This window comes from Colwellia sp. BRX10-1, assembly GCF_014077545.1.
Lineage (GTDB): Bacteria > Pseudomonadota > Gammaproteobacteria > Enterobacterales > Alteromonadaceae > Colwellia_A.
The window spans coordinates 1-25,513 of sequence record NZ_JACGWC010000014.1 but is presented as its reverse complement, the minus strand read 5'-3'; the positions used below and the strand labels follow the sequence as shown (position 1 = coordinate 25,513).

General features: G+C 36.0%; 29 protein-coding genes and 1 other RNA gene. 17 read left to right on the top strand and 13 right to left on the bottom strand.

Annotation, left to right across the window (positions count from 1 at the left end; translation table 11 throughout):
• Window position 1 precedes the first annotated feature (1 nt).
• Window positions 2-1,270: a GIY-YIG nuclease family protein gene (locus tag H4J75_RS12455; RefSeq protein ID WP_182222311.1), complete on the top strand. Its 1,269-nt coding sequence runs from the start codon at window positions 2-4 to the stop codon at window positions 1,268-1,270.
• A gap of 235 nt (window positions 1,271-1,505) precedes the next feature.
• Here the strand turns inward: H4J75_RS12455 and H4J75_RS12450 are convergent, their stop codons facing one another.
• From H4J75_RS12450 to H4J75_RS12440, 3 genes are all read right to left on the bottom strand, one after another.
• Window positions 1,506-2,141, bottom strand: coding sequence for a hypothetical protein (locus H4J75_RS12450; protein WP_182222310.1), 636 nt, complete (start codon window positions 2,139-2,141; stop codon window positions 1,506-1,508).
• The gene (locus tag H4J75_RS12445; RefSeq protein WP_182222309.1) at window positions 2,141-2,362 is read right to left on the bottom strand and encodes a hypothetical protein; all 222 of its coding nucleotides are present in this window, start codon (window positions 2,360-2,362) and stop codon (window positions 2,141-2,143) included. The genes H4J75_RS12450 and H4J75_RS12445 overlap by 1 nt, the downstream gene beginning before the upstream one ends.
• An 84-nt stretch (window positions 2,363-2,446) precedes the next feature.
• Entirely contained in the window at window positions 2,447-3,325 is an 879-nt protein-coding gene (locus H4J75_RS12440) for a hypothetical protein (RefSeq protein WP_182222308.1), read from the bottom strand.
• Window positions 3,326-3,821: 496 nt separating this feature from the next.
• On the opposite strand from H4J75_RS12440, the gene H4J75_RS12435 reads away from it, so the two are divergent.
• The 11 genes from H4J75_RS12435 to H4J75_RS20220 all read left to right on the top strand — a co-directional run bounded on the left by H4J75_RS12435 (window position 3,822) and on the right by H4J75_RS20220 (window position 10,966).
• Window positions 3,822-4,583: a hypothetical protein gene (locus H4J75_RS12435; protein WP_182222307.1), complete on the top strand. Its 762-nt coding sequence runs from the start codon at window positions 3,822-3,824 to the stop codon at window positions 4,581-4,583.
• Window positions 4,583-4,834: a DnaJ domain-containing protein gene (locus H4J75_RS12430; RefSeq protein WP_182222306.1), complete on the top strand. Its 252-nt coding sequence runs from the start codon at window positions 4,583-4,585 to the stop codon at window positions 4,832-4,834. The genes H4J75_RS12435 and H4J75_RS12430 overlap by 1 nt, the downstream gene beginning before the upstream one ends.
• Window positions 4,824-5,945 carry a ThiF family adenylyltransferase gene (locus H4J75_RS12425; RefSeq protein ID WP_182222305.1) on the top strand — a complete coding sequence of 374 codons (1,122 nt, stop codon included), beginning with the start codon at window positions 4,824-4,826 and terminating at the stop codon, window positions 5,943-5,945. The genes H4J75_RS12430 and H4J75_RS12425 overlap by 11 nt, the downstream gene beginning before the upstream one ends.
• 4 nt (window positions 5,946-5,949) lie before the next feature.
• Entirely contained in the window at window positions 5,950-6,201 is a 252-nt protein-coding gene (locus H4J75_RS12420; RefSeq protein WP_182222304.1) for a hypothetical protein, read from the top strand.
• A 3-nt stretch (window positions 6,202-6,204) separates the two neighbouring features.
• A complete protein-coding gene (locus H4J75_RS12415; protein ID WP_182222303.1) occupies window positions 6,205-6,834 on the top strand; it encodes a ubiquitin-conjugating enzyme E2 in 630 nt (209 codons plus the stop codon).
• A 2-nt stretch (window positions 6,835-6,836) separates the two neighbouring features.
• A complete protein-coding gene (locus H4J75_RS12410) occupies window positions 6,837-7,403 on the top strand; it encodes a Mov34/MPN/PAD-1 family protein (protein ID WP_182222302.1) in 567 nt (188 codons plus the stop codon).
• Entirely contained in the window at window positions 7,384-7,674 is a 291-nt protein-coding gene (locus tag H4J75_RS12405; RefSeq protein WP_182222301.1) for a DUF4236 domain-containing protein, read from the top strand. The genes H4J75_RS12410 and H4J75_RS12405 overlap by 20 nt, the downstream gene beginning before the upstream one ends.
• Window positions 7,671-8,426, top strand: a complete 756-nt coding sequence (locus H4J75_RS12400) for an HNH endonuclease family protein (RefSeq protein ID WP_220465309.1) — start codon at window positions 7,671-7,673, stop codon at window positions 8,424-8,426. Before H4J75_RS12405 ends, H4J75_RS12400 begins: the two co-directional genes overlap by 4 nt.
• A 90-nt stretch (window positions 8,427-8,516) precedes the next feature.
• The gene (locus tag H4J75_RS12395) at window positions 8,517-8,906 is read left to right on the top strand and encodes a hypothetical protein (RefSeq protein ID WP_182222300.1); all 390 of its coding nucleotides are present in this window, start codon (window positions 8,517-8,519) and stop codon (window positions 8,904-8,906) included.
• 371 nt (window positions 8,907-9,277) lie between these two features.
• Window positions 9,278-9,820: a hypothetical protein gene (locus H4J75_RS12390; RefSeq protein ID WP_182222299.1), complete on the top strand. Its 543-nt coding sequence runs from the start codon at window positions 9,278-9,280 to the stop codon at window positions 9,818-9,820.
• Between the two features lie 522 nt (window positions 9,821-10,342).
• Window positions 10,343-10,966, top strand: a complete 624-nt coding sequence (locus H4J75_RS20220; RefSeq protein WP_259366433.1) for a PEP-CTERM sorting domain-containing protein — start codon at window positions 10,343-10,345, stop codon at window positions 10,964-10,966.
• A gap of 269 nt (window positions 10,967-11,235) precedes the next feature.
• Here H4J75_RS20220 and H4J75_RS20425 read toward each other — a convergent pair whose 3' ends face one another.
• From H4J75_RS20425 to smpB, 7 genes are all read right to left on the bottom strand, one after another.
• Window positions 11,236-13,332 carry an AAA family ATPase gene (locus H4J75_RS20425; protein ID WP_220465308.1) on the bottom strand — a complete coding sequence of 699 codons (2,097 nt, stop codon included), beginning with the start codon at window positions 13,330-13,332 and terminating at the stop codon, window positions 11,236-11,238.
• Entirely contained in the window at window positions 13,329-13,667 is a 339-nt protein-coding gene (locus H4J75_RS12375) for a hypothetical protein (protein ID WP_182222297.1), read from the bottom strand. The genes H4J75_RS20425 and H4J75_RS12375 overlap by 4 nt, the downstream gene beginning before the upstream one ends.
• An 87-nt stretch (window positions 13,668-13,754) precedes the next feature.
• Window positions 13,755-14,033: a hypothetical protein gene (locus H4J75_RS12370; RefSeq protein ID WP_182222296.1), complete on the bottom strand. Its 279-nt coding sequence runs from the start codon at window positions 14,031-14,033 to the stop codon at window positions 13,755-13,757.
• Window positions 14,034-14,207: 174 nt separating this feature from the next.
• The gene (locus tag H4J75_RS12365) at window positions 14,208-15,245 is read right to left on the bottom strand and encodes a hypothetical protein (RefSeq protein ID WP_182222295.1); all 1,038 of its coding nucleotides are present in this window, start codon (window positions 15,243-15,245) and stop codon (window positions 14,208-14,210) included.
• Window positions 15,242-16,483 carry an integrase domain-containing protein gene (locus H4J75_RS12360; protein WP_182222294.1) on the bottom strand — a complete coding sequence of 414 codons (1,242 nt, stop codon included), beginning with the start codon at window positions 16,481-16,483 and terminating at the stop codon, window positions 15,242-15,244. Before H4J75_RS12360 ends, H4J75_RS12365 begins: the two co-directional genes overlap by 4 nt.
• Window positions 16,484-16,648: 165 nt before the next feature.
• Window positions 16,649-16,998: a transfer-messenger RNA gene (gene ssrA, locus H4J75_RS12355) on the bottom strand.
• A 94-nt stretch (window positions 16,999-17,092) separates the two neighbouring features.
• The gene (gene smpB, locus H4J75_RS12350) at window positions 17,093-17,575 is read right to left on the bottom strand and encodes an SsrA-binding protein SmpB (RefSeq protein WP_070377008.1); all 483 of its coding nucleotides are present in this window, start codon (window positions 17,573-17,575) and stop codon (window positions 17,093-17,095) included.
• Between the two features lie 150 nt (window positions 17,576-17,725).
• On the opposite strand from smpB, the gene H4J75_RS12345 reads away from it, so the two are divergent.
• Window positions 17,726-18,166, top strand: coding sequence for an SRPBCC family protein (locus H4J75_RS12345; protein ID WP_182222293.1), 441 nt, complete (start codon window positions 17,726-17,728; stop codon window positions 18,164-18,166).
• A complete protein-coding gene (locus tag H4J75_RS12340) occupies window positions 18,159-18,539 on the top strand; it encodes an RnfH family protein (RefSeq protein WP_182222292.1) in 381 nt (126 codons plus the stop codon). Before H4J75_RS12345 ends, H4J75_RS12340 begins: the two co-directional genes overlap by 8 nt.
• Window positions 18,540-18,606: 67 nt before the next feature.
• Here the strand turns inward: H4J75_RS12340 and H4J75_RS12335 are convergent, their stop codons facing one another.
• From H4J75_RS12335 to nadK, 3 genes are all read right to left on the bottom strand, one after another.
• Window positions 18,607-18,954, bottom strand: a complete 348-nt coding sequence (locus tag H4J75_RS12335) for an outer membrane protein assembly factor BamE (protein ID WP_070374311.1) — start codon at window positions 18,952-18,954, stop codon at window positions 18,607-18,609.
• A gap of 134 nt (window positions 18,955-19,088) precedes the next feature.
• Window positions 19,089-20,777, bottom strand: coding sequence for a DNA repair protein RecN (gene recN, locus H4J75_RS12330; protein ID WP_182222291.1), 1,689 nt, complete (start codon window positions 20,775-20,777; stop codon window positions 19,089-19,091).
• A gap of 109 nt (window positions 20,778-20,886) precedes the next feature.
• The gene (gene nadK, locus H4J75_RS12325) at window positions 20,887-21,768 is read right to left on the bottom strand and encodes an NAD(+) kinase (protein WP_070374309.1); all 882 of its coding nucleotides are present in this window, start codon (window positions 21,766-21,768) and stop codon (window positions 20,887-20,889) included.
• A 455-nt stretch (window positions 21,769-22,223) separates the two neighbouring features.
• Here nadK and grpE point away from each other — a divergent pair, with 455 nt between their 5' ends.
• From grpE to H4J75_RS12310, 3 genes are all read left to right on the top strand, one after another.
• Entirely contained in the window at window positions 22,224-22,877 is a 654-nt protein-coding gene (gene grpE / locus H4J75_RS12320) for a nucleotide exchange factor GrpE (RefSeq protein WP_182175999.1), read from the top strand.
• Window positions 22,878-23,158: 281 nt separating this feature from the next.
• Entirely contained in the window at window positions 23,159-25,072 is a 1,914-nt protein-coding gene (gene dnaK / locus H4J75_RS12315) for a molecular chaperone DnaK (RefSeq protein WP_070374307.1), read from the top strand.
• A 156-nt stretch (window positions 25,073-25,228) separates the two neighbouring features.
• Window positions 25,229-25,513, top strand: a 285-nt coding sequence (locus tag H4J75_RS12310) for a DnaJ domain-containing protein (RefSeq protein ID WP_182222290.1), incomplete at its 3' end; no start/stop codon positions are given.

Sequence of the window (25,513 nt, the reverse complement as noted above, 5' to 3'; positions counted from 1 at the left end):
GATGATCCGTTTTTCAACAAAACGCTTGGAAAACAAGCCAACACTAGGTGATATTTTTGGTGAAGATGATGAGTTAGAGTTGCTAGATGTTGAGCCTCTAAAGGCCAAGGCAGTTGCTGTTGATCTTACTGGAAAACAGTTTGCTGAAATAGTTACCTTCTACAAGCTGCATGGTAGGTTACCTCAGGAGAGCCTTACTACACCATTTGAGGAGAAACTCCTTGCAAGACGGCTTCGTAGTATTAAAGGTAACCCAGCTCAATGTGAGCATTTACAGGCACAGGATAAGTATGGCCTCTTAACATACAGCGACTTGGAAAGTAGCGAGCCTAGCTTAGTCTCGGAGGCTGCACCAGCTGCTTATATTAGTAAATCTGAGATGGTGACCTCTCTTTCAGATATCTTTGACGATGACGATGATGGTCTATTGGAATTTGAAGAGCCTGATATTTTTACTCTACAGCATGTTTCTGCTGAGAAAAAAGAGCAGCCAGATGAGATAGCCCAGCGTCAACCCTGTGCTGACTATCCGCGCTTTGATCCATTGTTTAATGTCGTACATGATAGGTTAAAGGATGGTACTTTTAGTTTGGAGCGTTTTACCCACAAGCTGAAGATCGCTGAGGCTGACTTCTTCATACTTAATGGCTTGGTTGGGTATGTGGTTAGTGTAGGTGAAGCTCTTGAGCACTATAACGGTTACAACGCCCGACTACATCTGGTGTTTGAGAATGGAACTGAGATGAACATGCTATATCAGTCACTCACTCATGGCTTGGTGAGGGACAAGGAGGGGCGAAAGGTACAGCTTAATGGGCAACTGTTGAGGCCATCAAATGAGGCAATTCCTACGGGAGTGGTTTATGTATTAGCGACCTTAAGCACAAACCCTGCACTGACACCTTACAAAAAGAACCTCTATAAGGTTGGCTTCACCGACACAACGGTTGAGCAGCGAGTTAAGAATGCAGAAAAGGATAGTACCTTTCTTGAAGCTCCTGTGAGGATCGTTTCAACCAGTCAGTGCTTCAACATGAATGCCCAAAAGCTGGAAGCCTTAGCGCATGGCTTTCTCGCATCCCGACGCCTCAACGTCACCCTAAAGAGCCAAAGCGGCAAAGTTTACAACCCTAGAGAGTGGTTCAATGTACCACTGGTAACGGTTCTGGCAGTGATTCAATATATCGTTGATGGCAGCATTTCACATTATCGGCTGGATAACACTACTGGGAAGGTTGTTCCAAAAGCTGGTGGGCACACAGCCCAGTAGCTGAGTTGTCTGCTACCAGCCCATTTCATGGTGTGCCATTTGTATTGTGGCTAAATTATATTGGCCATAAATTTATAGTTTTTAACTCGCTTGGGGGCGAAAGCTAGTTAGAGCTAATGTACTAATGCGTGTTAACAATTAAAGAAAAATGGTCACTTAATGTTAATCATTATTAACGTTAAGTCTGAGCATTTAACACTAATGCTGTGGTATATATTAACTTCACAGTATTAGTCTAAATCGCCATATCAACCACTGTAGCTAGCTGAAAGTCAGCTTTCAACTTGTTATGAGCAGCAATCAGTTTTCCATAGTGCTCTTTAGTACAGATAATACACATCGAAATGTTATTTTTGATAAGGGAGCCATCAGTAAATAATGTTTTATCAACTTCACCTTTTCTCAAGGCATAAAGCCCTCGAAAAAACTCTACCAGTAAGTTTGTTTGTCCAAGTATAGGTTCAATATTTTTGAACAGATACACGCCATCGCTTTGCAACCAGGGCTGCTTTTGATCCGAGTATGTGTTGGTTGCTTCATCTATGCTAACTGTGCCTTTAATAAAACGGCTTCCAAATTGTACTAAACCTTTAGCAAAGTCCACTTTATGTAATGGTAAATCGCGTTGCCTAACACCTTCTTCTAACAATGTTTCAATAGCTTCAAGATCGCTGCCAACAATCAGTTTAATGGTATGCATACCTGATTGTGGATTAACCTCTGGCCAAGCAGATGTTGTCCTGTCATCACCGAAATCTTTGCGGTTATCTTGGTACTTTTGTTTGCGCTCTGCCGTTGATTTTTTACTAAATTTTGAAGGTTTGCTTTTTCGTTTTTCTTCCCAAGCACTGCGAAACTCATCATTATCCATTATTTATTTATCTCACTGCTTTTATGATTTTGTTCTTGAGCAGTAGCGGAGGTCACTGCCTGAGCAGTTTGTTTATCGTGTTGTAACCTATTCTTATCTAGGGTTTCTTGAGTTTTTTTCGATGGTACTTTCATTGCTAGGTTTGCTAACGAATCTTCACCAAATTGTTCTTTAATTTGATTTAAAGCATTTGTTAGTTTTTCTTCTTGTTTGTTTTCCATTGTGCTACAACTCCGTTCTTAAAATAGGTACTGCGGCATATTCAACTTATTCAGAAGAGCCGCACATTTATATCAATATTATTTTTATTCTTTTTTTAGCTCTAAAGATGCAACTAAGGCTTTGTCAGAATCACTCATTCGAATAACCCAAAGAAAGCGTTCAACACCACCGCTTCTTATAAGCATGTCAAAAGTCGCTAGACTTTGTTCTATATCATTAGGCTCTTGCACAAGAAGATCAGATAAACTAATTAAAAAATCATCAATATATAATTCATCTTCTGACTCAAAAACGTCTAAATAAGCGGTACTAATTTCGTCACTGTCTTGCGCCCATTGTCTAAGTAAAGCGGGGTGTTCATGGGCAGGCAAATCATCTTGCCAAAATAGCTGTATATTATTGCCTGATACCGATACTTGATAACCATTTTCTATTTCAAGTAAGTCTTTATCTAGTGCTGCTAACTTATTGACAATAGTAGCTGCATTGATAGGGGTTGGTAACTCAGCTTGATACTTTTCAATAAGTTGTGTGGCTAAAGCGCTTGAAAGTTGCCTTACGTTTTTTATCAAAAATGGGGAGGTTTTTGGTAAAAGATCAGAATATTGATCGTCAGCTAATGCAGTATGTAAATTAATTTTTAAAGCGGATGCGTCAACTGGAGCCATTTTATCGTGTTTTGTATGGCCTTTATATTGAATAGCAGCAACTTTTCCTGAGCCATCAGTAAGTGGTACAAGTTCGTCAACATAAAACCAACGAGGCAATGTTTGTTTATGGGGAAGACCATTAGGTTTTGCTCGCCAAGCTAACAGCAGTTCGCCACATTTAATATTATCATTAGCTTCAAAAACAAGTTGGTAATGAATATCACTTTCGCTGACACTAATGGGTAAAGGTTGCTTTTGGTCGGGAATTAATGGGTAATCGTTGTAGCTTACTATCTGAAAGTTTCCTTGCATGTCTAATCCTTTGAGTTATTAAGATAAACTTATTGTTATAATGTGTAATATTAGATCAGTCTACAGGCAATTTTTAAATATAACATTGATTTTAATTAACTTTTATCTGCTGATAAATAAGGTGTTTGTTGTTTCATACCTCCTTATTATTCAAAGATCTTCTACAGGGAATAGTAGCTTTGTTCAAATTCATAGGGCTGAACGCAATAGATGCAGGTTGTATGCCTGAAGCCTCTATATAGTAATAGGGAGAAATGTACCATTTAAATATAATGGTAATAAGTTATTAATAAGTTGTATTAAAGTGTAGGTTAATTAACAGATAGAAATAAATGATTTTATCTCTTTATATTTTAATGTTTTTTAAGTAAAGTTGTTGTTTACTCGGAAGTAATGATTCATGTCAAAAGGATATTTTCATCATATGTTAACCTTCAGCCTTACTTCTTCATTTTTTAATTAAATATTTTTTTTAAAGTAGAGGCGCTTTCTCGCAGTGGAATTTTTATTAATAATAGGTGGAATTTGGTTTTTATTTATAATTTTTGGTTCATCAAAAAATAAAGATACAAGTGATTACAGACCTTCTTCGCCAAGCCCAAGAAGAAGTACGCCTCCACCTCAGCCTAAAGTTAATACTCAAACATTTAGACCAAAAACAGGCTCTAAGTCGACAGCTAAGATTAACTTTCAAAATACATCTAATGCGGGGACTTCGATACGCCTCCCAAGTGAAAATGATTTAAAAGGTCTTCATGATGCATTTACGGGGGCATCATTAGACAAAGCATTAGGTTTATATCAATGTCAATCTTGTAAGGTTTACTATCACAAAGAGAGTCTTCAGGTTTTAAGAGAGGCTAACAGCTCTCAATGTGTATCTTGTCAGTCGACAAACATTATTGAAATTACTGACTCCGCAAGCACCTCTAGAGGTAAGGATTATTCTCCAAACGTAATAACGTTAAACAACTATAAAGATCATGTTGGTTCAGTAGTTACATTTGAAGGGTTAGTTCAGAGTGTTAAAGAAAGTAGAAGAGGAAGTGATTTTGCAGTTATGTTTGAGAATAAATCATGGGTAAAAGGCTTTAAATTAGTGTTTTTCCAAGGGGCTGTGAGAAAAGTTGGTGGAAAACCATATATTAATAGCTTAAATAGAAAAACTGTCCGTGTAAGGGGATTATTGATTAAGCATGAAAAATTTGGTTATGAGATTATTGTTTCAGAAAAATCTATGATTATGAGTACCAAATAATGAAGTGGACAAATATTGAATTAGGATATGAAAACAAGCTAGACCTACTCAAAAAAAAAAGCTCTTATGAGTTGCTTGGTATTACTCAAGAGGCTAGTTTAAAAGAAATAAAAAAAGCCTACAAAAAAAAAGTTTTACTTTATCATCCTGATAGAACAGATGATTTTATGACAAGTTACAGTGAAGAAGTTATTAAATTATTAAATAAAGCCGTGGATAAAATAAAAGAGAATATTAAAAATGAAAGCTGAACGTTATCAAAGACATTCGCTAATAGACTGGTTCCCAGAAGATAAGATCAAAGCCGCAAAAATAGGTATAGTTGGTTGTGGAGCTGTGGGAAATGAAGTTGCAAAAAACCTTGCTCTTTTAGGTGTGGGAAATTTAGATTTATATGACTTTGACACTATTGAGGTTCACAATTTAACTCGAAGTGTATTATTTCGAGAGTCTGATGTAGGTAAGTCTAAAGCAGAGGTGGCGGCTAGTAAAATCATTGAACTTGATAGCAATGTTAATGTTAATGCGTTTGATGGCGATTTTTGGGATTTAATGACGTTACCTATGGTTGAGTCGTATGATTGTATTATCTGCTGTGTAGATAATTTTGAAGCTAGGATTAGGTTGAATCAATTATGTTTAATCGCTAAGACAAATCTTATAAATACAGGGATTGACAGTAAATTTTGCCAAATTGAATTATTCCCTTTTCAATCAGGAAATCATGTGGCCTGTTTTGAGTGCAATTTGCCTAATAGTGCATACGAAAGAATGCAACAGCGTTATTCGTGTGGATGGCTTAAAAAGATATCTTTTATTGAAAAAAAAATACCTACTACAATTATCACTTCAAGTTTGACTGGGTCTATCGCGGCCTCTAAAGCTTTAAACTTATTGAAAGGTGAATTGCCATCTGATTCTGTTAGAGTTTTGGTTGATTCATTTACTGGAAATTCAACAATTAGCACAATACAGCAAAGTTGTGAATGTCCAGCATGTGCATCATTTAATGATTTTATTCATATAGTTAAAGCATCTCCTGAAGTGAACGGGAGTTTGAATTATAAGTTAGACGTGCTTGATGACCAAGTTACAACAAGCGAACCAATACTGGTTTCTTTAAGGTGCCATAATTGCGATCCGGAATTAAAAGAAGAGGTTATTATATTTAAAAAATCTTCTGACTTTGATTCAACAATAAGTGTTTGCGATAAATGTGGAGAAGATGGTGTTGAAGTTAATATTAATGATACGTTTACACTATCCGAGTTAAAAAACAAATTTAGCGACTATTTTTTTCCTTGTAAATTTGTCCACTATAAATTTGAAAATCAATCAATCATCATCGAAATGGAGCAATAAAAACATGTCAGAAGTAAATGTAATAATTAGAACCGCAGACCAAACTAGAAAGGCAGAAGTTACTCTTGATATAAGTAATACTGGTGCTGATGTCATTCAAGCATCTGTGGATAACTGGGCCTTGCCAACAGATACTGATTATGGACTTGTAAGTACCTCATCAGGTAAAACAATTTTACCTAATGCATCATTATCCGATAGTGATATAAAGGACGGAGATATATTAGAAGTTCAGCCTGTTTTAGTGGCGGGTTGATTCATGACTGCTTTTTCTGAAAGAATTAATCAAGATTTACGTAAAATCAAAGAACTTTCCGACTCTATTGGCGGTCGGATTAATATAAGAAAACAAAGTGGTAATCCTGTAAATAATATTATTCTAGAAATAGATTATCCTACAGCTCCTTCTAAAAGTTATCCTTCACAAGTTCAAAAAACCACTGAAGTTCATATTAAATTACTTAGTCGCTATCCTTTTCAGGAGCCTGAAGCAACAATCACCACACCGATATTTCATCCTAATGTTTATCGCAGTGGCAAAATATGCCTTGGGACTAAATGGTTACCTACACAAGGTCTAGATCTGTTAATAAAACGGATAATTCAAATTATCACTTTTGATGAGACTATTTTAAATGAAGCCTCACCTGCAAATGGGGATGCATTGACATGGTATAGAGGTGCTGTTCTAAAACATCGAAACTCTTTCCCTACAGATAAGTTAGTTACAAAAGAAAAAGTAATTAGCAAGATGTCATGGAATAATGTTGATAATTCAAAAGTTGTCGTTAAATGCACTGATTGTGGTGGCGGTTTAAGTGTTCCGGCAGGTAAAAAAGGGAATTTAACCTGTCCTAAGTGCTCAACTAAATTTTATGTGGAAACGTAATTATGAAGTGGAATAATGTCAAAGCAGATATTAGACCGTTAAGTATAATAGAAGCTTATGGGAGTCAACCTGTTGGAGATCTTCTTAGTTTGATATCCACTACTAAGAAGATCCCTTTTATTTATATTAAATACGAAATTAAAAAACAAATTTTAGAGCATCTAAATACAGGAAGAACTGAGTTGGGAGGGCTTTTGATTGGTAGTGTAGTTGCAATTGGAGGGCTGAATGACAACATAATAGCAATTAACGTAACAGACTCAATAGCTAGTGTTAATTTTGAGTCGACAGCTGTTTCATTAAGTATGAGCTCTGATGTTTGGGAAAGTGCCAGTAAGCTAAGTACTTCTACTTCTTTTGTTGTAGGTTGGTACCATAGTCACCCCAATTTAGGTGCTTTTTTTAGCGGAACAGATAGAAAAACCCAACAAGACTTTTTTAATAGTAAGTATAGTATTGGCTTAGTTATAGACCCTGTCAGGAAAGAAGAATGCTGTTTTTTAGGTGAGTACTCTGATGATATACCTACGGAATTTATTAGGGTGAGAGATGAGTTGGCGCTGGTTTAAAAGTATGCGTTTATTTGGTGGGGCTAGGCTCAATGCGTCATCAAATGGTGTTGGTTGGTCTTGGGGGGTAGGCATTTTCCGCTACGGGGTATCACCTAGCGGTAAACGATGGTTGTCGGTTGGTATTCCTGGTACAGGTTTTAGGTACTTTAAATATTTAAAACAAGCAGAGGGTCAAGATAGAGGCTCTTCTGAACCTTCGGGGAGTGGAAGCTGTGAAAGTAATGCTCAAAATAATTCAAAAATCAAAAAATGGGATAACTTACGTTGATTCATCATTCATTTAAATTCATCTTATTTTCTTTCTTAATATCAACTGCATCGACTTCTTTCGCAGATACAATTAAAAAATCAAATTCAGGTATCTGTCATGATAAATACAGTTCTTATTATGACAGGACAAAAGACTTCCAGTCATTTAGCACTATTAAAGGCTGTCTGGATTCAGGTGGAAGATTACCTAAAAATTACAAAGGTAATGCATCTACAACTAGTAGTTCAAATAAACATTCCACCACAAGTAAAAACTACGTTACATCAACAGAGTATTCTCGAAGTCAGTTTGGTAGTGGGTGGGCTGACTTAAATAGAGACTGTCAAAATTCTAGAATGGAAGCTCTCATCTCTCAATCTGTAGGGCAGCTTCAATATAAAACATCTAAGCAATGCAAAGTTAAGTCAGGTAAGTGGATATCACTGTTTTCAGGCAAAACAATTTATAATGCATCAGACATTGATATTGATCATGTGATACCACTTAAATGGGCTTGGATACATGGCGCTGATAAATGGTCAAAAGATAAAAGAGTTAAGTTTGCCAATGACCCAGCTAATTTACTTAGTGTTGAAGTAAGCTTGAATCGACAAAAAGGTGCTAAAGGGTTAGATGAATGGTTACCGCCTAGTAATAAGTGTCAGTACATATCTCGCTTCTTAAGAGTTTTTAAGACCTACAACTTGCAATTAAATCGTTTGGAATCATCACAATACGCAACTATTAAAAATCGCCACTGCTCAAGTTAACGACAGCTTAGTGAGCTTAAAGCAGTCGTTAGCTTGAATTGGAGCATGGTAATCTTTTAGTCATTTTTACTAGGTGTCAGCAGGATATATATGTTTAAAGTATTTTTATTAGGAATGATATTTTTTAGTTTACCAGCGGCTTCAAAAACACTTACTTTTGAAGGTTTGAAATCTTTCAGTAATAAAATGAATAAGCAATTTATGGGGGCGAAAATTGATGAAATAACGACCATAAAAAATGTTAATTACATTTTGGAAAACTCTATAGTTGGAGCTATTATAACTTTTAACATATCTTTACCAAAAACTTTATTTGATATCAATGAAATGAAAGAATTTGACACTAAAATGGGGGAAGCTTTCTGTAACGATATTCAAGTCTTTCTTGAAAATGGTAATGTTGACAAAATAGAAATCAATACATCTTATATTTTTTCTGACTATGAAACATTTACCAATAAGGTGAAATGTAACTACTAAAATAAATAAATAATAACACAGGGGGCTTAAAGACTTATCGACAGAAGTCACCATCAAAATACCCATGTTTTGATCTATGGAGGAACATCCACTTTCGTATCTTAGTTACTATTAATTGAGGTGATTATTACTTGTGGTTTCAGATTGCTTTGAGCTTGCAGGATACACTGACCTAATCTTTAAATCAGCACCCCTATCGACTGGTGATAAAGCCACTATTTCTGACAGACAAATTTTAATTGTTAACGATCATTTTCTGCGCTTAGTTGACGTAACAGATTGAAAATAATAATATATCCTTAGAGGAGTAATGTCACATAAATAGCATAGTAAAAAGATAAATCTTAGGATTACTTAAAAAAGGGATATAAATGAGAAAGTTGAGTATTGTAATAGTATTAGCAACAATTTTAACTGGTTGTGGTGTACCTGAAGGCGCTGTGTCGTTGGATTTTATGGGTAATAATTATTATTTAAATCTAGATAAATCGAGGGGGTATTCTGGTGACGTAGTGTTCGGTCAAAAGCACTCGGATTGGAGTGAGATTTATTACCATTACGAGTATGTATATGGCAACCCAAAGTTCGATATTATGCCTGCATTAAGAACAAGTTTTTCTATAGCGGGATATGATTGCGAATCAGCAAAACAAGATCCTGTAACAAAGATATTTGAAGCGCCAAAAAGTGTGAATCATCTAGGGGAAGATATCAACTTTGCCACTGCTAACTGCTATAACGGAATTTTATTAATAGATGTATTTTGGAATAAAGGGGTTTCTAAAGAAGAGTATTCAGGTGTTGTTTACGGTATAGATATTGTAGGTGTCGAAGGAAAAGAATTCGAACTAAACTTTCAACCTCATCCAGATGCACTACCTTTAGTCCGAAAAAACGAGAGAGCTAAAGAATAGTAATATCTTCTTTTCGATATAAGTTTTCATAAGGATCAACTAATACCCTATGACCCCAATGGTGGCAAAGTTTCCAGTCAGTCTTAACAGGTTATTGGCAAAAGTTTATCAGAGAATAACTCGTATTTTCATCTACGGGGAACGTCGGCTATCAGGAAGCTGTTAGCGTAATGTGTTTGTTCAGTTATGCCCGATCTAGATCAAAATATACAAAAAATATTAGTCTGAATTTTAAAATGCTTATGTCTTGAAAGTAGCATTAGCCGCCTTAAAAAAGGTACTTCCTAACCATTAACTGTTTCAAGGGTGGGGCGCTGCTCGACATACCGCTATTTTAGAAAAATAAATTACTATTAGAGTTTTGCGTTTATATTGTCAATTAAGTCACAATTATTAAATAGTCTCATCTGATTGCACAATATATTAAAATATTATATTTATTCAATGGGTAGCGAAAATTTTTTGTGTTAAATTATTATTGCCCACTACCCAAATATATTAATGGAATTAAAAGGATATAAAATGGAATACAAATTATCTAGTGGCTCGTTAATCTTGTTGTTTATCTTTTCTTACTTTTTTTCTAGTTTTTCTTATGCTGGAGTTATTACATATGATGAAATTACTGACGGAGATCTATCCGATGGAGACACTTTTTTATTTGAAGAGGGTGTAAACTCCATATCAGGGAGAACTAGTATGTCTCTTGTATCTGTTGATTGGGATGAATTCATGATCTCGGTTGCAGACGGTTTTGCAATTTCATCAATAACATATAGCATCTACGAAGTACCGGTAATTGATAGCACATTGTATTATGTTAATTGGGAAATAATGGATGATATTACATGGCTAAGGTCAAAGACCTTTGATATGAATTCAGAAAACAATAAATTATTTAGTAGTATACTCCCCATTACTGCAGGGGATTATCACTTTGGAATGACTGCGATATCAGCAGGAATAGGCTTGAATGGTCAACCTCCAATAGGAGACTGGAACTTGCAATTTGAAGTGGTTCAATACACAGGCGAAAAACGAAGACTTTCTAGTTCTGTTTCCGTCCCTGAACCATCAACACTAGCCATTTTCGCATTGGGAATGATTGGTTTAGCATCACACCGATTTAAAAAACTATATGAATAATTTGAAAGTGTTTTCTTCAAAAAAACATCAATTGTAATGATTGGTGTAATTTAGCTTATAGGTGGAACGTGTGATGTTCACTAAACATGAGGTAAGAATAAATTATTTAGATCATTATGTAGTACTCATTGGAAAACTAAGAAACTAGAAAACTGATAATCAACACGTATTATTAACCAATGCTTTGTAAGAGTAGTATTCCTGTTTTCTATTAGTTTATTGGTTGATTATTATATATAACCCTTATATATATTGAGTTTCCCAGTTTCTTAGTTTTTTATACACCCATCTATAATATTAATTGGAACAGGTGGTTTAGGTTGTAATGAATGGTAGGTGTTAGTGTTTTTTTCACCAACAGTTACATTCCATTCTTTGCTTTCATTTGATTCCATTATTTCAGTGATTTTAGATTTACTAAATTGTGGTTTAAATTTCGAATGTATCTGATTAATCAGTTCAGTTTTTTTATTAATACCTTCGTGAATATAGTTATGAACTGATGCTATTAATTTAGTATATTTATTCAGTACGGATTTTTTATTGGGGTTCTCAATTTTAGTTACGGAATTTAGTAACTGCTCATAACCAATACCTTCTTCTGTGGAATAAGAAAAGCACACTTCCTTTCTTACATTGCCTCTTGCTTTATTGTTCTCAAAAATTACGCTCTTCGTATCGCCAGAGTTACTTAACTCTTCTATTATAAAAGAGCAATCAAAGTCATCTAAAATATCTGTTGTACCACCATGAACTCTTTTACCATTAGCGTCACTTGCTTTATTCACGTGAGCTAAAGCAATAACTGAACCACCACTAGCAGAGAACCGCCTTAATATTTTACCGAATTCACTCGATCCTTTTTTATCCATTATGTCTGTGAATTTTTTTAAAGTATCAAGAATAATACACATTCCTTTTGCATTATGGTTCTCAATCATATCTTCTATATGAAGGGTAAGTTCTGATGTTTTGAAGCGCTTAATATTTTGATCAACCTTTTGTGCATCATCATAATCAGATTTAACCATATCTGGCACTAACATCTTAATATTATGCTTTTCAAGAATTGATAATTTAGTTACCAGACCATTATAATTATCATCAGCATTTATATAGAAAATATTGTCACGATTGATCTTTGGTGACTCTACCGCCTCCATAAGTAACTTAAGTGTGATAAGAGTTTTACCCGTATTCGGAGCAGCATAAAAAACCGTTAACTGACCTAATATGGCTAAACCATCTAAAAGGTATGTATCCTCTAGCATCTGTTTTTTCATCTTTTGACTAGATCCATTTAAAACAAATTGATCTAATCCACCAATCCCATTTTTAGTAGGTTCTTTTTTTATTTTACGAAGTAGTGCGTTTTCTTCCCAACCTCCCGTAGGTTCAGGGAGTGGGTTTTCAGCACGATACGCACTAAATACACCAACAGCAGTCCGACATCCTACCGCGTTTTTAGCATACTTATAGGCACGTTCTATACAGTCATTGAACCCACGTTGTTCACCTGTTTCACGCCAAGTAGGTATGCAACGGTGATCATAATGTTCCCACATGATTTCTTTACATTCTTCTAGCGGAATGCCTAAGTCTAAGCCCATGCTGGCAACTTTAACTAACGTATAAGTACCGCTACCTTCAACTGCTGGTTCAGCACGACCAAGCCATGAAATCATTTTTTCACGGTTAATAGGATCGTCATTAAAACCTTCGCCAGTTTCAAGGGCATGACTGTTATCAACCCACTGAGTAAGTTTTGCTAATTTATCACCTGTTAATGGGAATGCTTCATCTATTTGAATTGTAGTAAAAGGTTCACGGTCTGACACACTGACAATATTATACATTGCAGGGTTAGCAGGATTTTTCATATTGCATGAACCAGCAAGACGTACAACACGTGTTGTATCGAATACTTGTTCATCACTACCAAGGTACATTGCTAGTTGTTTTTGGTACTTTTTAAACTGGTCATCAGTGACCAACCCATTAACGCGCCAATAGCAATGTGAATGAGTTGCATCACGTTGAGTAATGAAATGTGGCTGTAATGGGAAATCAGGTAAAGCAGTATTATCAAAGTCAGCAAACAAAATACTATAACCGATAATATTTTGTTCTTCACGACCACGACCATCTGTTTTATTTAATGTGACATAAATACCATAATTGTGATCTTGCATAGCATTGAAGTAATCAACACAATCTTCAAGTGGTGCATGGAACGTTTTAGGCTTATTTAAAGTATCAATAGCACCTTTAGTTTTATCATCCCAGAAAACTTGGAAACACACTGGTTTATTAGCATCATCATGTAGGAATTCTATAAAAGTTCGTGCTTGTTTGAGGTCAATCACTTTATAACCTCCTCAATATTAAAAGTTACGTCAAGTCGTAATCCAAAAGATGAAGCGAAAAACGCCTTTAATTCTAAGTTTTGTTTCTGATGGACAGCTTCACAAGTCTTAAATATGGCATCATTTTCATTAACTCCTATCCTTTTTAGTTCTATGTAAAACTTCTTTGTAGTTGGGGTAAATGATTTAATAATAATACTTTGATCAAGTGTTCTTCCTTCCAACTGGTTGAACTTATGTAATTGAATATTGCTCTTAATGCGTAATATTTTTTTTAGAGCTACCATCACAGGAGAGTTGTCAGGGTAGCAATTTATATCATATGTAGATTTCATTTTTATATATCCTACTTATTATTAAGTTTAATTGATAAAGGTGTGATTTATTTAATATTGATAAATAAGAGGGCTTTTCAAAGCCTCTTAATTTGATAAATCATTTTTATAGAGAAACTCTTGAGCGGATAACAATCTTTTTTTTTCAAGTTCAGTAACTAAAGCTTTAATCTGAATGTCACTATACCCTGCGACTCTTGCGATTTTAATGGTTTCGACTTCTGACTTTATATAGCGAACAGTATTCACTGAAATGTTTATGCCACTTGGCTGTAGTTTTGCTTTTACAAATTTGAACCAAGTTGATTCAGCAAAAACTCCAGCGATGTTTTGCGCTTCTATCCGTGTTATTAAATTTATAGACATTGGGGTATCCTCAATATATTAGTAGTTATATCAAGAGCTATTACCTACTCTTGGTAGGTCTCTGCCACTTGATTTTCAAAGAATAAACGAGAATGTTATATTAGGACACACAAATGATACCCTCAGAAAAATGATTCTGAGGATTTTTTAAGTTGTTGTTTTTTATGGGGTTTGTTATTCTGTCTTTTTATCTATAATTAGCTCTATACAGAAGTTATTTTCAGCAGTAATGTCAGTTTTTCTATATTCACTGAGTCGCTTTGTTAAATTGGATAACCTATTATCAGGAGACCCTTTCCAATACACAGGCCACTTCTCACCAATGTTATTTTCTTTTTTGTTATCACCAAAACCTTCTAATATTTTATGGGCAGCCAATTGAGATAGTTGGCGCTCTGGAGTACCATTTTCACTTAGTTCTTTACAATAATACTCCATCCAACAGTAAAGTTGATATTTATCATTTTCAATATATGTTTGACCAACAGCATCTTTTTCAAATTTACCCCCAAAATGCATGATTAATTTTTGTATTCGAGGTTCCCTAATTAGAGTTGGGTCTATTGAAACTACATCTTCTAAGTCAATCAAACTCTTATTACCATCATAAGGCTGTGTATTAAACGCTGGATCGTCTAGATCTACATTATCTAAGTTCATTAATTTTTCAACAGCGCTATAAGGGAGTAGATACTGAATTACTGTTGAAACAATTTCGTTGGTTGCTTGTTTCTGTAGGAATAACCAATTACTAAATAGTTGTTCTTTGCTGTCTCGTTCAATATTTATACTTTGTAATGTGGACTGATCAATACCTACGGGGGAGAACGAAATTTTTGCATTATTTTCAATTAATTGTATTTTGTATTGATTAGTAGAAAAGTCAAAACCAAGAAATTCAAACTCTATTGCTAAATTTGGATCTGGTATTTTACCAAACAATCTAATTAGTTCGCAATTCGGCATTCTAATGAAACAATCCCACTTTTCTTCATTCATTGAACAAGTAGCATGTCTGAATGAATAGTCAGATGATATTCGCATGATTTTAGGTAGTGAGTTGCGGTCAAGTGGTTGGAATTTTCGACCATGTAAAGAAATGTGATTTTCTGAGATACAAATTATTCGGTGTAACGATTTTTTGATTTTTGTTTTAAATTTAGGTGCCAAAATAGAAGGCTTGGCATCAGAAACTCTAATATTCGTACTCATAAACCTAACCCTTTATCAACTGCTTTGGCAATGCTGGTAACACCTTTACTGGCATCATCGATATGGTTACTCCACCACTGCATTAGTTCTTTACGAGAATCTAAATAATTAGCTCTGTTGTAAGCAGCTCTAACTTCATTTTTATCTGAGTGGGCAAGTGCAGATTCAATTACATCATAATCAAACCTATTTTCATTTAGTATTGTTGATGCTAATGACCTCATACCATGTGCGACCATTACATCTTTATAACCCATTCTTTTAATCGCCATATTAGCAGTCTGTGAGTTCATATGATTTTTAGGATCTCTATCGGCAGGAAATACGTGTTCACGATTTCTACTAATAACCTTAACTACTTGGAGTAAAGCCAATGCTTGATCAGACAAAGGAACTATATGTACCTTTTTCTTTTTCATTCTTTCAGCTGGAATTGTCCAAATACGATTATCTTCATTTATCTCTGACCATTTAGCTCCTGCCGCTTCACTTGGACGAACCATGGTATGAAGTTGAAATTCGATTAAGCACCTTGTCACACGCTTTATACTGGCAACATTTAGTGTTTGTAAGAACTGTGGTAACTGTGAAGGGAGAATCGTGGGTAAGTGCTGCTTGGTGGGTTTTAGGAATGCTGATTTGATACCAGATAGAGTGTTATGGTGAATCACTCCTGTATTAACAGCGTATACCATAATTTCGTTCATTCGTTGGCATACTCGCTTAACTGTTTCGAGACTGCCCTTAGCCGCAAGTGGGTTTAGTTGTTCAATAACTAGAGGTGCTGTTATATCAGTAATAGCTACATTACCTAGACCAGTGAAAATATGAGTACATAAACTATTCCAAATATTTTCAGCATAACCTTCCGTGACTTGTGGTTTTTTAATTTCAAACCATTTTAGTGATATTTTTTCTAGAGTGTTATTGGAAACTGCATTTTGTTCTTCAATTTTTTTATCTCTATATTCTTTAGGATCAAACTTATTGGCTAACAACTCGCGAGTTTCAGTACGCTTACCTCTGGCATTTGCTAAAGATAAATCAGGGTATTTGCCAAAACTTAAACTTTGATTCTTTTTTGATATAGGGTGCTTATATAAATATATCCAAAGCTTTGAACCGTTTGGTTTTACTCTAAGATATAAACCATCACCATCAGCATTGGAATATTCTTTATCTTTAGGCTTATAAGCTTTAATTGCTTTATCTGTAAGGGGAGTGACTATTTTTGCCATTTTGACTACACTCTTTTAACTACACTAGGGTTGATGTAGTTAGTAGTGTAGCTATTAGTGTGAGTTATGTCGAGAGTCGGTGAGAGCGCCACAAAGCAAAAAAGCCCGTTTTAAGGGGCTTGAATGGAATTATCAGAGTCTAGGAAAGCCCCTGAGTTTGTTATTTGGTGGAGCGGGGGGGAATCGAACCCCCGTCCAAAAAGCCTACATCCTTGGTACTACATGCTTAGTCGATTATTTGTTTAACCAATTAGACGCCAATCGACAGGCTTCGTCATGGTGAGCTTAATACTATTTCGCGGTTCAGCCTTAAGCGTGCTTCCCTCGCTATCCTATTTGGGGTGACCATCGATCCTCTAAACAATAGGAGAATTTTTGAGGCGATGGCTAGCCTAAGCGGCTAGTGCGAACGTATCGTCGTTTGCAATTATAGTTTTGCGGCTTTTTACCAGGCAAACCGCCCCTGGGCATGCACCTCGGGTTTCATGAATCTTGTCGAATCCTAGATCCGCCCCAAAGTTTTTTCATCTTAATTATAAACTTATTCAGTCTATAAAGCGCATTGTACAGCGCTTCTTTTAAATAAACAACGTGTTAATTGTTAACTTGTTATCGATCTAAATTCTTATTTTTCATTAATCGGCCTTTATCAACAGCCCATTCTCTGTCTTTGATATCAGAACGCTTATCATGGTCTTTCTTACCTTTACCCAAATAAAATTCGAGTTTGACCCAATTTGCTTTCCAATACATCGCCGTGGCAATTAATGAATAACCATCACGCTCTACAGCAGCGGTTATTTTCTCTAATTCACGTCGATTCAACAGTAACTTGCGGTCACGATTAGGTTCGCATACTACGTGACTAGAAGCAGCATTGAGCGGCATTATTTCAGCACCCAATAAATAAGCTTCACCGTTTTTTACGTGTACATAACAATCAGAAATATTAACTTTTCCGCTACGGATACTTTTAATTTCCCAACCCTGCAGGCTCATCCCACCTTCAAACTTATCAGTTAAAGAATAGTTATGACGAGCTTTTTTGTTTAACGCAATAGTATTGCTGTTTGATTTTTTTTTCTGTGCCATTATATTTCCATTTTGTTTGCCATCAAAAATAGCAATCGCAAACATTATACGGAGAATTATTGATATTTGAATGATTAATTTCAATTTTTCTGTTTAATGCCTTTTGCTCACGGCTTTGTTATCATTACCCTTTAAAGTTGAGGAAAATAAATGCCCGTAATTAGTCGCAGCGCTTTAGTGATGTATAGCGTTGACCAAATGTATCAATTAATTAATGATATTGTTGCTTATCCTCAATTTATCCCAAATTGTGGTGACAGTAAGATAATTTCTCAGCAAGGTAATGAAGTTACTGCTGCTTTGATGGTTTCGAAGGGGGTTCTAAAAAAATGGTTTACCACCAAGAATACCTTGATTGGTAATAATAAAGTGCAACTCGATTTAGTTAACGGTCCTTTTAAAAAGTTGACGGGTTACTGGCAACTAACTGAATTATCTGAAGAAGCTTGTAAGATTAGTTTGCATTTAGAGTATGAGTTTTCGAGTAAAGTATTCGATTTGGCATTTGGCCGTGTTTTTACAAGTTTGACCAATAATATGGTACAAGCTTTTACACAAAGAGCTAAAGAGGTTTATCATTCTAATGGTTGATAACATAGAGATAGAGCAAGAACTTGCTCAACGTAAAATACAAATAGAAGTTGTTTATGGACTACCTGATAGACAAGAGTTATTAACGCTTTTAGTCGATGAAGGCACATTGTTAGAGCAAGGTATTATCGCTTCAGGTATTTTATCTGTTTTTGAAGAAATAGACTTAACCGTAAATAATGTTGGTATTTGGAATCGAGCCGCTAAGTTAACAGATACTTTACGAGATTTAGATCGTATTGAAATATATCGACCTTTAATTGCTGACCCAAAAGAGGTTAGAAAGCGCCGAGCTGAAAAAGCAAAAGATGAAGGGCGTGCCGATAAAGTTACCGGTGGTCGTGTTGACCCGCGTCGAAATAAAGCAAGCTAAAAAATCGCAAAATTTAAAGTAAAAAAACGGCTATTAAGGCCGTTTTTTTATGGGACTAAAATATTTATTAGTTAACCATAGGAACGTAAAAGTTGTCACCTAAGACAAAGTCACCTTCTGCGCTGGCTAATAATTCATTATCAAAATAGAGGATAAATTTCTTCTTAACGTTAAACTCTTCACTTCGACCTGATTTTAATAAGTAAACATAGTGCAATGTATCATTGCCAAATGCATCGTTAACAACAGGGCTACCAAGTACAAATTTTACTTGTTCTTTAGTCATGCCAATTTGAAGCTTGTCGATATCTTTTTGTTCTAAAAAGTTTCCCTGAGGAATGTCAAAACGATAGACCCAGCTTGAGCAGGCAGAAAGAGATAGGGCAATAGTAATGGCTAAAATGCGAAATAACATGTTTTTTCATTTATCCTAATAAGTTCGAATGGGGATGATAACTAAGCCCGCGAAGAGATACAAAACTATTTTCAATTTATTTTGCACCTTTGTGCCTCAACTCAGGTTATTTACTTAACGCTAAAATTAATTTATTAACCGGCAAGTAACTCTTGAGCATTAGCCAAGCTGTTATCTGTTATTTTATTTCCCGCTAATAAGCGAGCAATTTCTTGGACTCTGCCATTAGCACTTAGTTCCGTTACTTTTGTTTCTGTAAACTCGCCATCGGTTAATTTACTGACAAATAACTGTTGATGCCCTTTGCAAGCGACCTGTGGTAGATGTGTTACACAGATAACTTGGGTGTTTTGTGCTAATTCTTGTAGCTTGCTACCGACCATTGCCGCTGTTGGGCCACTAATACCGACATCAACTTCATCAAATATTAAGGTCGGTGTGATCACCTTGTCAGCCAAAATAACCTGCATGGCTAAACTAATACGTGACAATTCGCCACCAGAAGCAACTTTGTTCATCGCTTCTAATTTTTGCCCTGGGTTAAGGCTAATAAGAAAGTTTATTTCATCAAGGCCAAACGGCGATAAAGCTTCAACATTAACTTGCTGTACTGATACGTCAAATATGCCATTGTTCATATTGAGCTCTTTCATGCTCAGCGTGATTTTTTTACTGAGTTTTTTTGCCGACTTTATTCTTGATGTTGATAATGCCTGAGCAGATTGTAGGTAATGTACTTTAGCTTTTTCAATGTCTACGTATGCTGTATCTAGTCTTGAACCGTCAGAATTTATGACATGTAAGGCTTGTTTTATCTCTAAGTGTAACGTTGGCAAATGCTCGGGTGCCACTTGATGTTTTTTAGCAAGTTGAATGGCGAGCGAGTAGCGGTCTTCAATCATTTGATAAGCTTCTGGATCGAGTTCAAGCTTATCGTAGTAGTGCTTTAGTTCATCATTAGCATCTTCTACAAGAATAAGTGCTTCGCTCAAGGTGTTAGCAATATTTGCTAACTTAGGATCCATATGAACTAAGTCATTCAACTGTTCGCAGTTGTTTCTTAGGCTGTCTGAAATATTGTGATTTTCGTTTTCAGATAAAGTTTGCAATGCTTTCAAAGTGCCGGTCAATAATGACTGACCGTTACTATGACGTTTGTAATCACTTTCTAGAATTTGAAACTCACCCGTTTGTAGTGAAAACTCGTCTAGCTCGGTCACTTGGTATTGTAATAACTGCAGTTTTGCTTCGCGTTGCTCTTTACTTTCTTGTAACTGTTTTAGTTCTGTATTGAGATTTCGCCATTGCTGATAGTAATATTGAACGTCGTCTAATAAGTGCTGATGATCGGCATACTCATCAAGTATTTTACGCTGTTGAGCCGGCTTAACAATGAGTTGGTGATCGTGTTGGCCATGAATACTTATTAAAAATTGTGCGATATCTTTAAGTTGGGCAAGCGGAACTTGGCTACCGTTAATGTAAGCCTTTGAGCGTCCTTCAGCTGATATTACTCGGCGTAAAATACATTCACAATCTAACTCAGCATCGTGTTCGTCTGTTAGGGATAGGCCATTTTTTTTAAGCCATTTTTGTGCGGAAATGTTTTTGTTGATATCAAAGGTTGCGGCTAACTCTGCTTTTTTAGTATTGGGTCTTACAACATTAGTGAGCGCTCTATCGCCTAAACATAAACCTAAGGCATCAATAGCTATCGATTTACCCGCACCTGTTTCTCCGGTGATGGTTGTCATACCTTTGCGCCAATCTATATCTAGGGTGCGCACAATGGCGAAGTTTTGAATATTAAGATGTAAAAGCATGAGAAACCAATTCACTGTGTAAATATGTATAACTGTTAATTTATACAGTAAAGTGGTTTTGTGCAAGTGTTAATCGAATAAAAATTCAACAGATTGAATTTGTTAAAAATTAATAAAGCTTATTGCCCCAACTTAATTTACTTCGCAGTACATTAAAGTAGTCATGGTCTAGTGGATGAACTAATCGCAGCGTATATTCACTTTTTCTGATAATAACTTCATCACCTGGTAATACCGCTAAAATAACATGGCCATCACAACTTACTTGTAAGCTTTCATAGTTCTCATTGGCGAGTAATAGTTTTATTTCACTATTGCCGTCGACGACTATCGGTCTACTGGTTAGGGTGTGTGGAAACATCGGCACTAAAGATAAGGCATTTAAATTGGGTGTTAAAATTGGACCACCTGCCGACATTGAATAGGCGGTTGAGCCAGTAGGTGTTGACACGATTAAGCCATCAGAGCGTTGGCTGAACATAAAGCTACCATCAATGTAAACTTCAAATTCAATCATGCTGGCTACTTTTCCTGCGTGTAGCACTGCTTCATTGACCGCACTGTTAGAGCTTTTTAATTTTCCGTGGCGATAAACTTCTGCTTCAATAATAAAACGTTGCTCAGCGCGTGACTCGCCACGTAAAATTTTCTCAAGTGGTTCAATTAATTCATCGGGCGATAAATCGGTAAGAAAGCCTAAGTTCCCTCTGTTTACACCAATAACACCGATATCAAAACATGATAAGACCCTCGCGGCACCTAACATATAACCATCACCGCCCACGACTATAGCCAGGTCAGCTTGTTCACCAATTTCTACTAGGGTACTAATCGTTAGATTATCGATATCGATTGATGGGGCAACTGAGCTTTCAATTAATACCTGATAACCTTGTCCGGTAAGAAATTGATAGAGCGCTGTTATTGTTGCGCCGGCTCCTTCGTGATTTGGTTTGCCTATTAAACCTATGGTGTTATAAATTTTGCTCATGTCTACGCAGTAAGTTGTTTGTATCTTAGGATTAATAATAGTTTCGCTGTATTTTCATGGCTTGTAAAGTTGACTTTTTTATAAATCATTTACTGACTACCATTTTGATTAAATTTTTCGCTTTTATCGAGATTTAAAAGATTTAGGGCTAAGGCATTAATTGAAGAGAATGCTTATTCATTCAAAACTAATAACGTAGGCTGTAAGCCTTTTAAAATAGAACTTTAAGCGTTTTTAAGTGATGGGATAACTGCAGGTAATTGCTTTTAAATAGAATGACTATATATAAAAAAATGATATTTGTTCTCAAAACGCTGACAAGCGCTCAGTAACAACAAACTTAATTAAATTGTATTTAAGCTTGAATCGTAGCAAGAAGTCCCCATAATTACCGTTATCAGATTTATATAACCTTTATATTGTTAAATATATTATTAGTTTATTTTGGAGCTTTCATGACTAATGAGTCAACAGAAAACAAAAATACAGCTGAAGCATCAACAGAAGCTTTAACGCCCGAAGAAATTATGGCGCAAGAAATTATCGACCAAGCTGAAGAGCAAGTCGAAGTTCAACATATTCATGCCCATGAAGTGATTAGTGCCGAGCAAGAAAAGATTAACGAACTTGAGTTAAGCCTTTCTTCAGCGCAAACCACTATCGCAGATCAAAAAGATTCTGTGGTTCGTGCTAAAGCAGAAGTTGATAATATTCGCCGCCGTAGCGCACAAGACGTCGATAAAGCACGTAAATTTGCTTTAGAAAAATTTGCTGCTGAAATGTTAGTGTCAGTAGACAATTTAGAACGTGCTTTGCAGAATATAGATAAAGAAGATGAAAACAATACCGGCATTATTGAAGGTCTTGAATTAACCCTACAAGGTTTAATTGCTTCGTTAGAAAAATTTGGCGTTAAAGGTGTTGATCCACAAGACCAACCTTTTAATCCTGAATTGCATCAAGCGATGTCTATGCAAGAAGTTCCGGGCGTTGCGCCAAATACCGTTATTGCTGTGATGCAAAAAGGTTATGAACTTAATGGCCGTTTAATTCGTCCAGCGATGGTAATGGTTTCTAAATCTGCTCCGGTAGTTGATACCACAGCATAAAAAATATCATTAAAAAAAGCGGTAAGAAGTTTCTATAAAACTTCTTACCGCTTTTTTGTTTTTAGCAGGCAAATAAGTTTTATTAGGGTGTTTTATCGCTATCGGTGAGAAACAACAAAAAAATCTTCACAAATAGCTAAATAATGAAATAAATTTACTTTTTTTCTTGGAAATTAGTTGAAAAGGATTTTACTGCCCCCACTATTTGTTTCATCAACAGGTTTATTAAAAAATCTTATTTTAATAAGCTTTATTTTAATTAGTATTCGGAGATCCTCAAGATGGGCAAAATAATCGGTATTGACCTAGGGACAACAAACTCTTGTGTTGCTGTACTAGATGGCGGCAAAGCACGTGTAATTGAAAATGCAGAAGGCGATCGTACAACTCCTTCAATTATTGCATACACAGAAGATGGCGAAACGTTAGTAGGTCAACCTGCTAAACGCCAATCTGTTACAAACCCAAAAAATACATTATACGCGATTAAGCGTTTAATTGGTCGTCGCTTTGAAGACGAAGAAGTTCAGCGTGATATTAAAATTATGCCTTTTGGTATTGTTAAAGCTGACAACGGTGATGCTTGGGTTACAACACGTGATAAGAACGTTGCACCACCACAAGTTTCAGCTGAAGTTTTAAAGAAAATGAAAAAAACTGCTGAAGACTTTTTAGGCGAAGCAGTAACAGAAGCAGTAATCACAGTTCCTGCTTACTTCAATGATTCACAACGCCAAGCAACTAAAGATGCGGGTCGTATTGCTGGTCTTGAAGTTAAACGTATTATCAATGAGCCAACTGCTGCTGCTCTTGCTTACGGCATGGACAAGCAAGAAGGCGATAAAGTTATTGCTGTTTACGACTTAGGTGGTGGTACTTTCGATATTTCAATTATTGAAATTGATGAAGTTGAAGGCGAGCACACGTTTGAAGTATTAGCGACTAACGGTGATACTCACTTAGGTGGTGAAGATTTTGATAACCGTTTAATCAACTATCTTGTTGCTGAGTTTAAGAAAGACCAAGGTATGGATTTAACGACTGATCCTCTTGCAATGCAGCGTTTGAAAGAAGCAGCAGAAAAAGCTAAATGTGAGCTTTCATCAGCACAACAAACAGATGTTAACTTACCTTACATCACAGCTGACGGCAGCGGCCCTAAGCACATGAACATTAAAGTAACGCGTGCTAAATTAGAGTCTTTAGTTGAAGACATGGTTAAAGCAACGTTAATACCATTAGCACAAGCGCTTAAAGACGCAGACTTATCAGTAAGTGATATCAATGATGTTATCTTAGTTGGTGGTCAGTCACGTATGCCAATGGTACAAAAAGCAGTAACAGAATTTTTCGGTAAAGAACCTCGTAAAGATGTTAACCCTGATGAAGCCGTTGCCGCTGGTGCAGCAATACAAGCAGGTGTTCTTTCTGGTGATGTAACTGACGTACTTTTATTAGACGTTACGCCATTATCATTAGGTATCGAAACAATGGGCGGCGTGATGACGAAAGTTATCGATAAAAACACCACTATCCCAACTAAACAGTCACAAACCTTTTCTACAGCTGACGATAATCAAGCTGCGGTAACGGTTCATGTTGTTCAAGGTGAGCGTAAGCAAGCGTCTGCAAACAAATCTTTAGGTCAATTTAACCTTGAAGGTATCGATGCAGCACCACGTGGAACACCACAGATTGAAGTAACTTTCGATATTGATGCTGATGGTATTTTACACGTAACAGCTAAAGATAAGAACACAGGTAAAGAACAGAAGATTACCATTAAAGCTTCTTCTGGTTTATCTGATGAAGAAGTAGAACAAATGGTACGTGACGCAGAAGCTAACGCTGATGAAGATGCTAAGTTTGAAGAATTAGTTAAAGCACGTAACCAAGCTGACGGTCTAGTTCATACCACTCGCAAGCAAATTGTAGAAGCGGGCGATGACTTACCAAGCGAAGACAAAGAAAAAATTGAAACAGCATTAACTGAACTTGAAACTGAGATCAAAGGCGACGATAAAGAAGCGATTGAAGCTAAATCTCAAGCCGTTATCGAAGCATCAGCTAAGTTAATGGAAATTGCTCAAGCGAAAGCCGGTGCTCAAGAAGGCGCTCCTGAATCAGACGGCGCTGCGCCAGCTGACGACGATGTTGTTGACGCTGAATTTGAAGAAGTTAAAGAAGACAAATAGTCTTCAATAACGGAAAATATATAAGCGCTGGTTTAAACACCAGCGCTTCTTACGTTAAAAATCGTTATAAAATGCCATTGAAAATAGCTAACTATTTATAATGTCATTTTACTTAATTAATATCTAAAATTTCAACACCAGTTAAAAGAAGTCACTATGTCAAAACGCGATTATTATGAAGTGCTAGAAGTATCAAAAGATGCGTCTGAGCGTGATATCAAAAAAGCCTACAAACGTTTAGCGATGAAGCTTCATCCTGACCGTAATGCCGGTGATAAAGACAAAGAAGAGCTATTTAAAGAAGTTAAAGAAGCTTATGAAATTCTAAATGACGACCAAAAGCGTGCTGCGTTTGACCAATATGGTCATGCTGCATTTGAACAAGGTGGTCATGGCGGTGGCGGTGGTCATGGTGGCGGAGGCTTCGGTCAAGATTTTGGT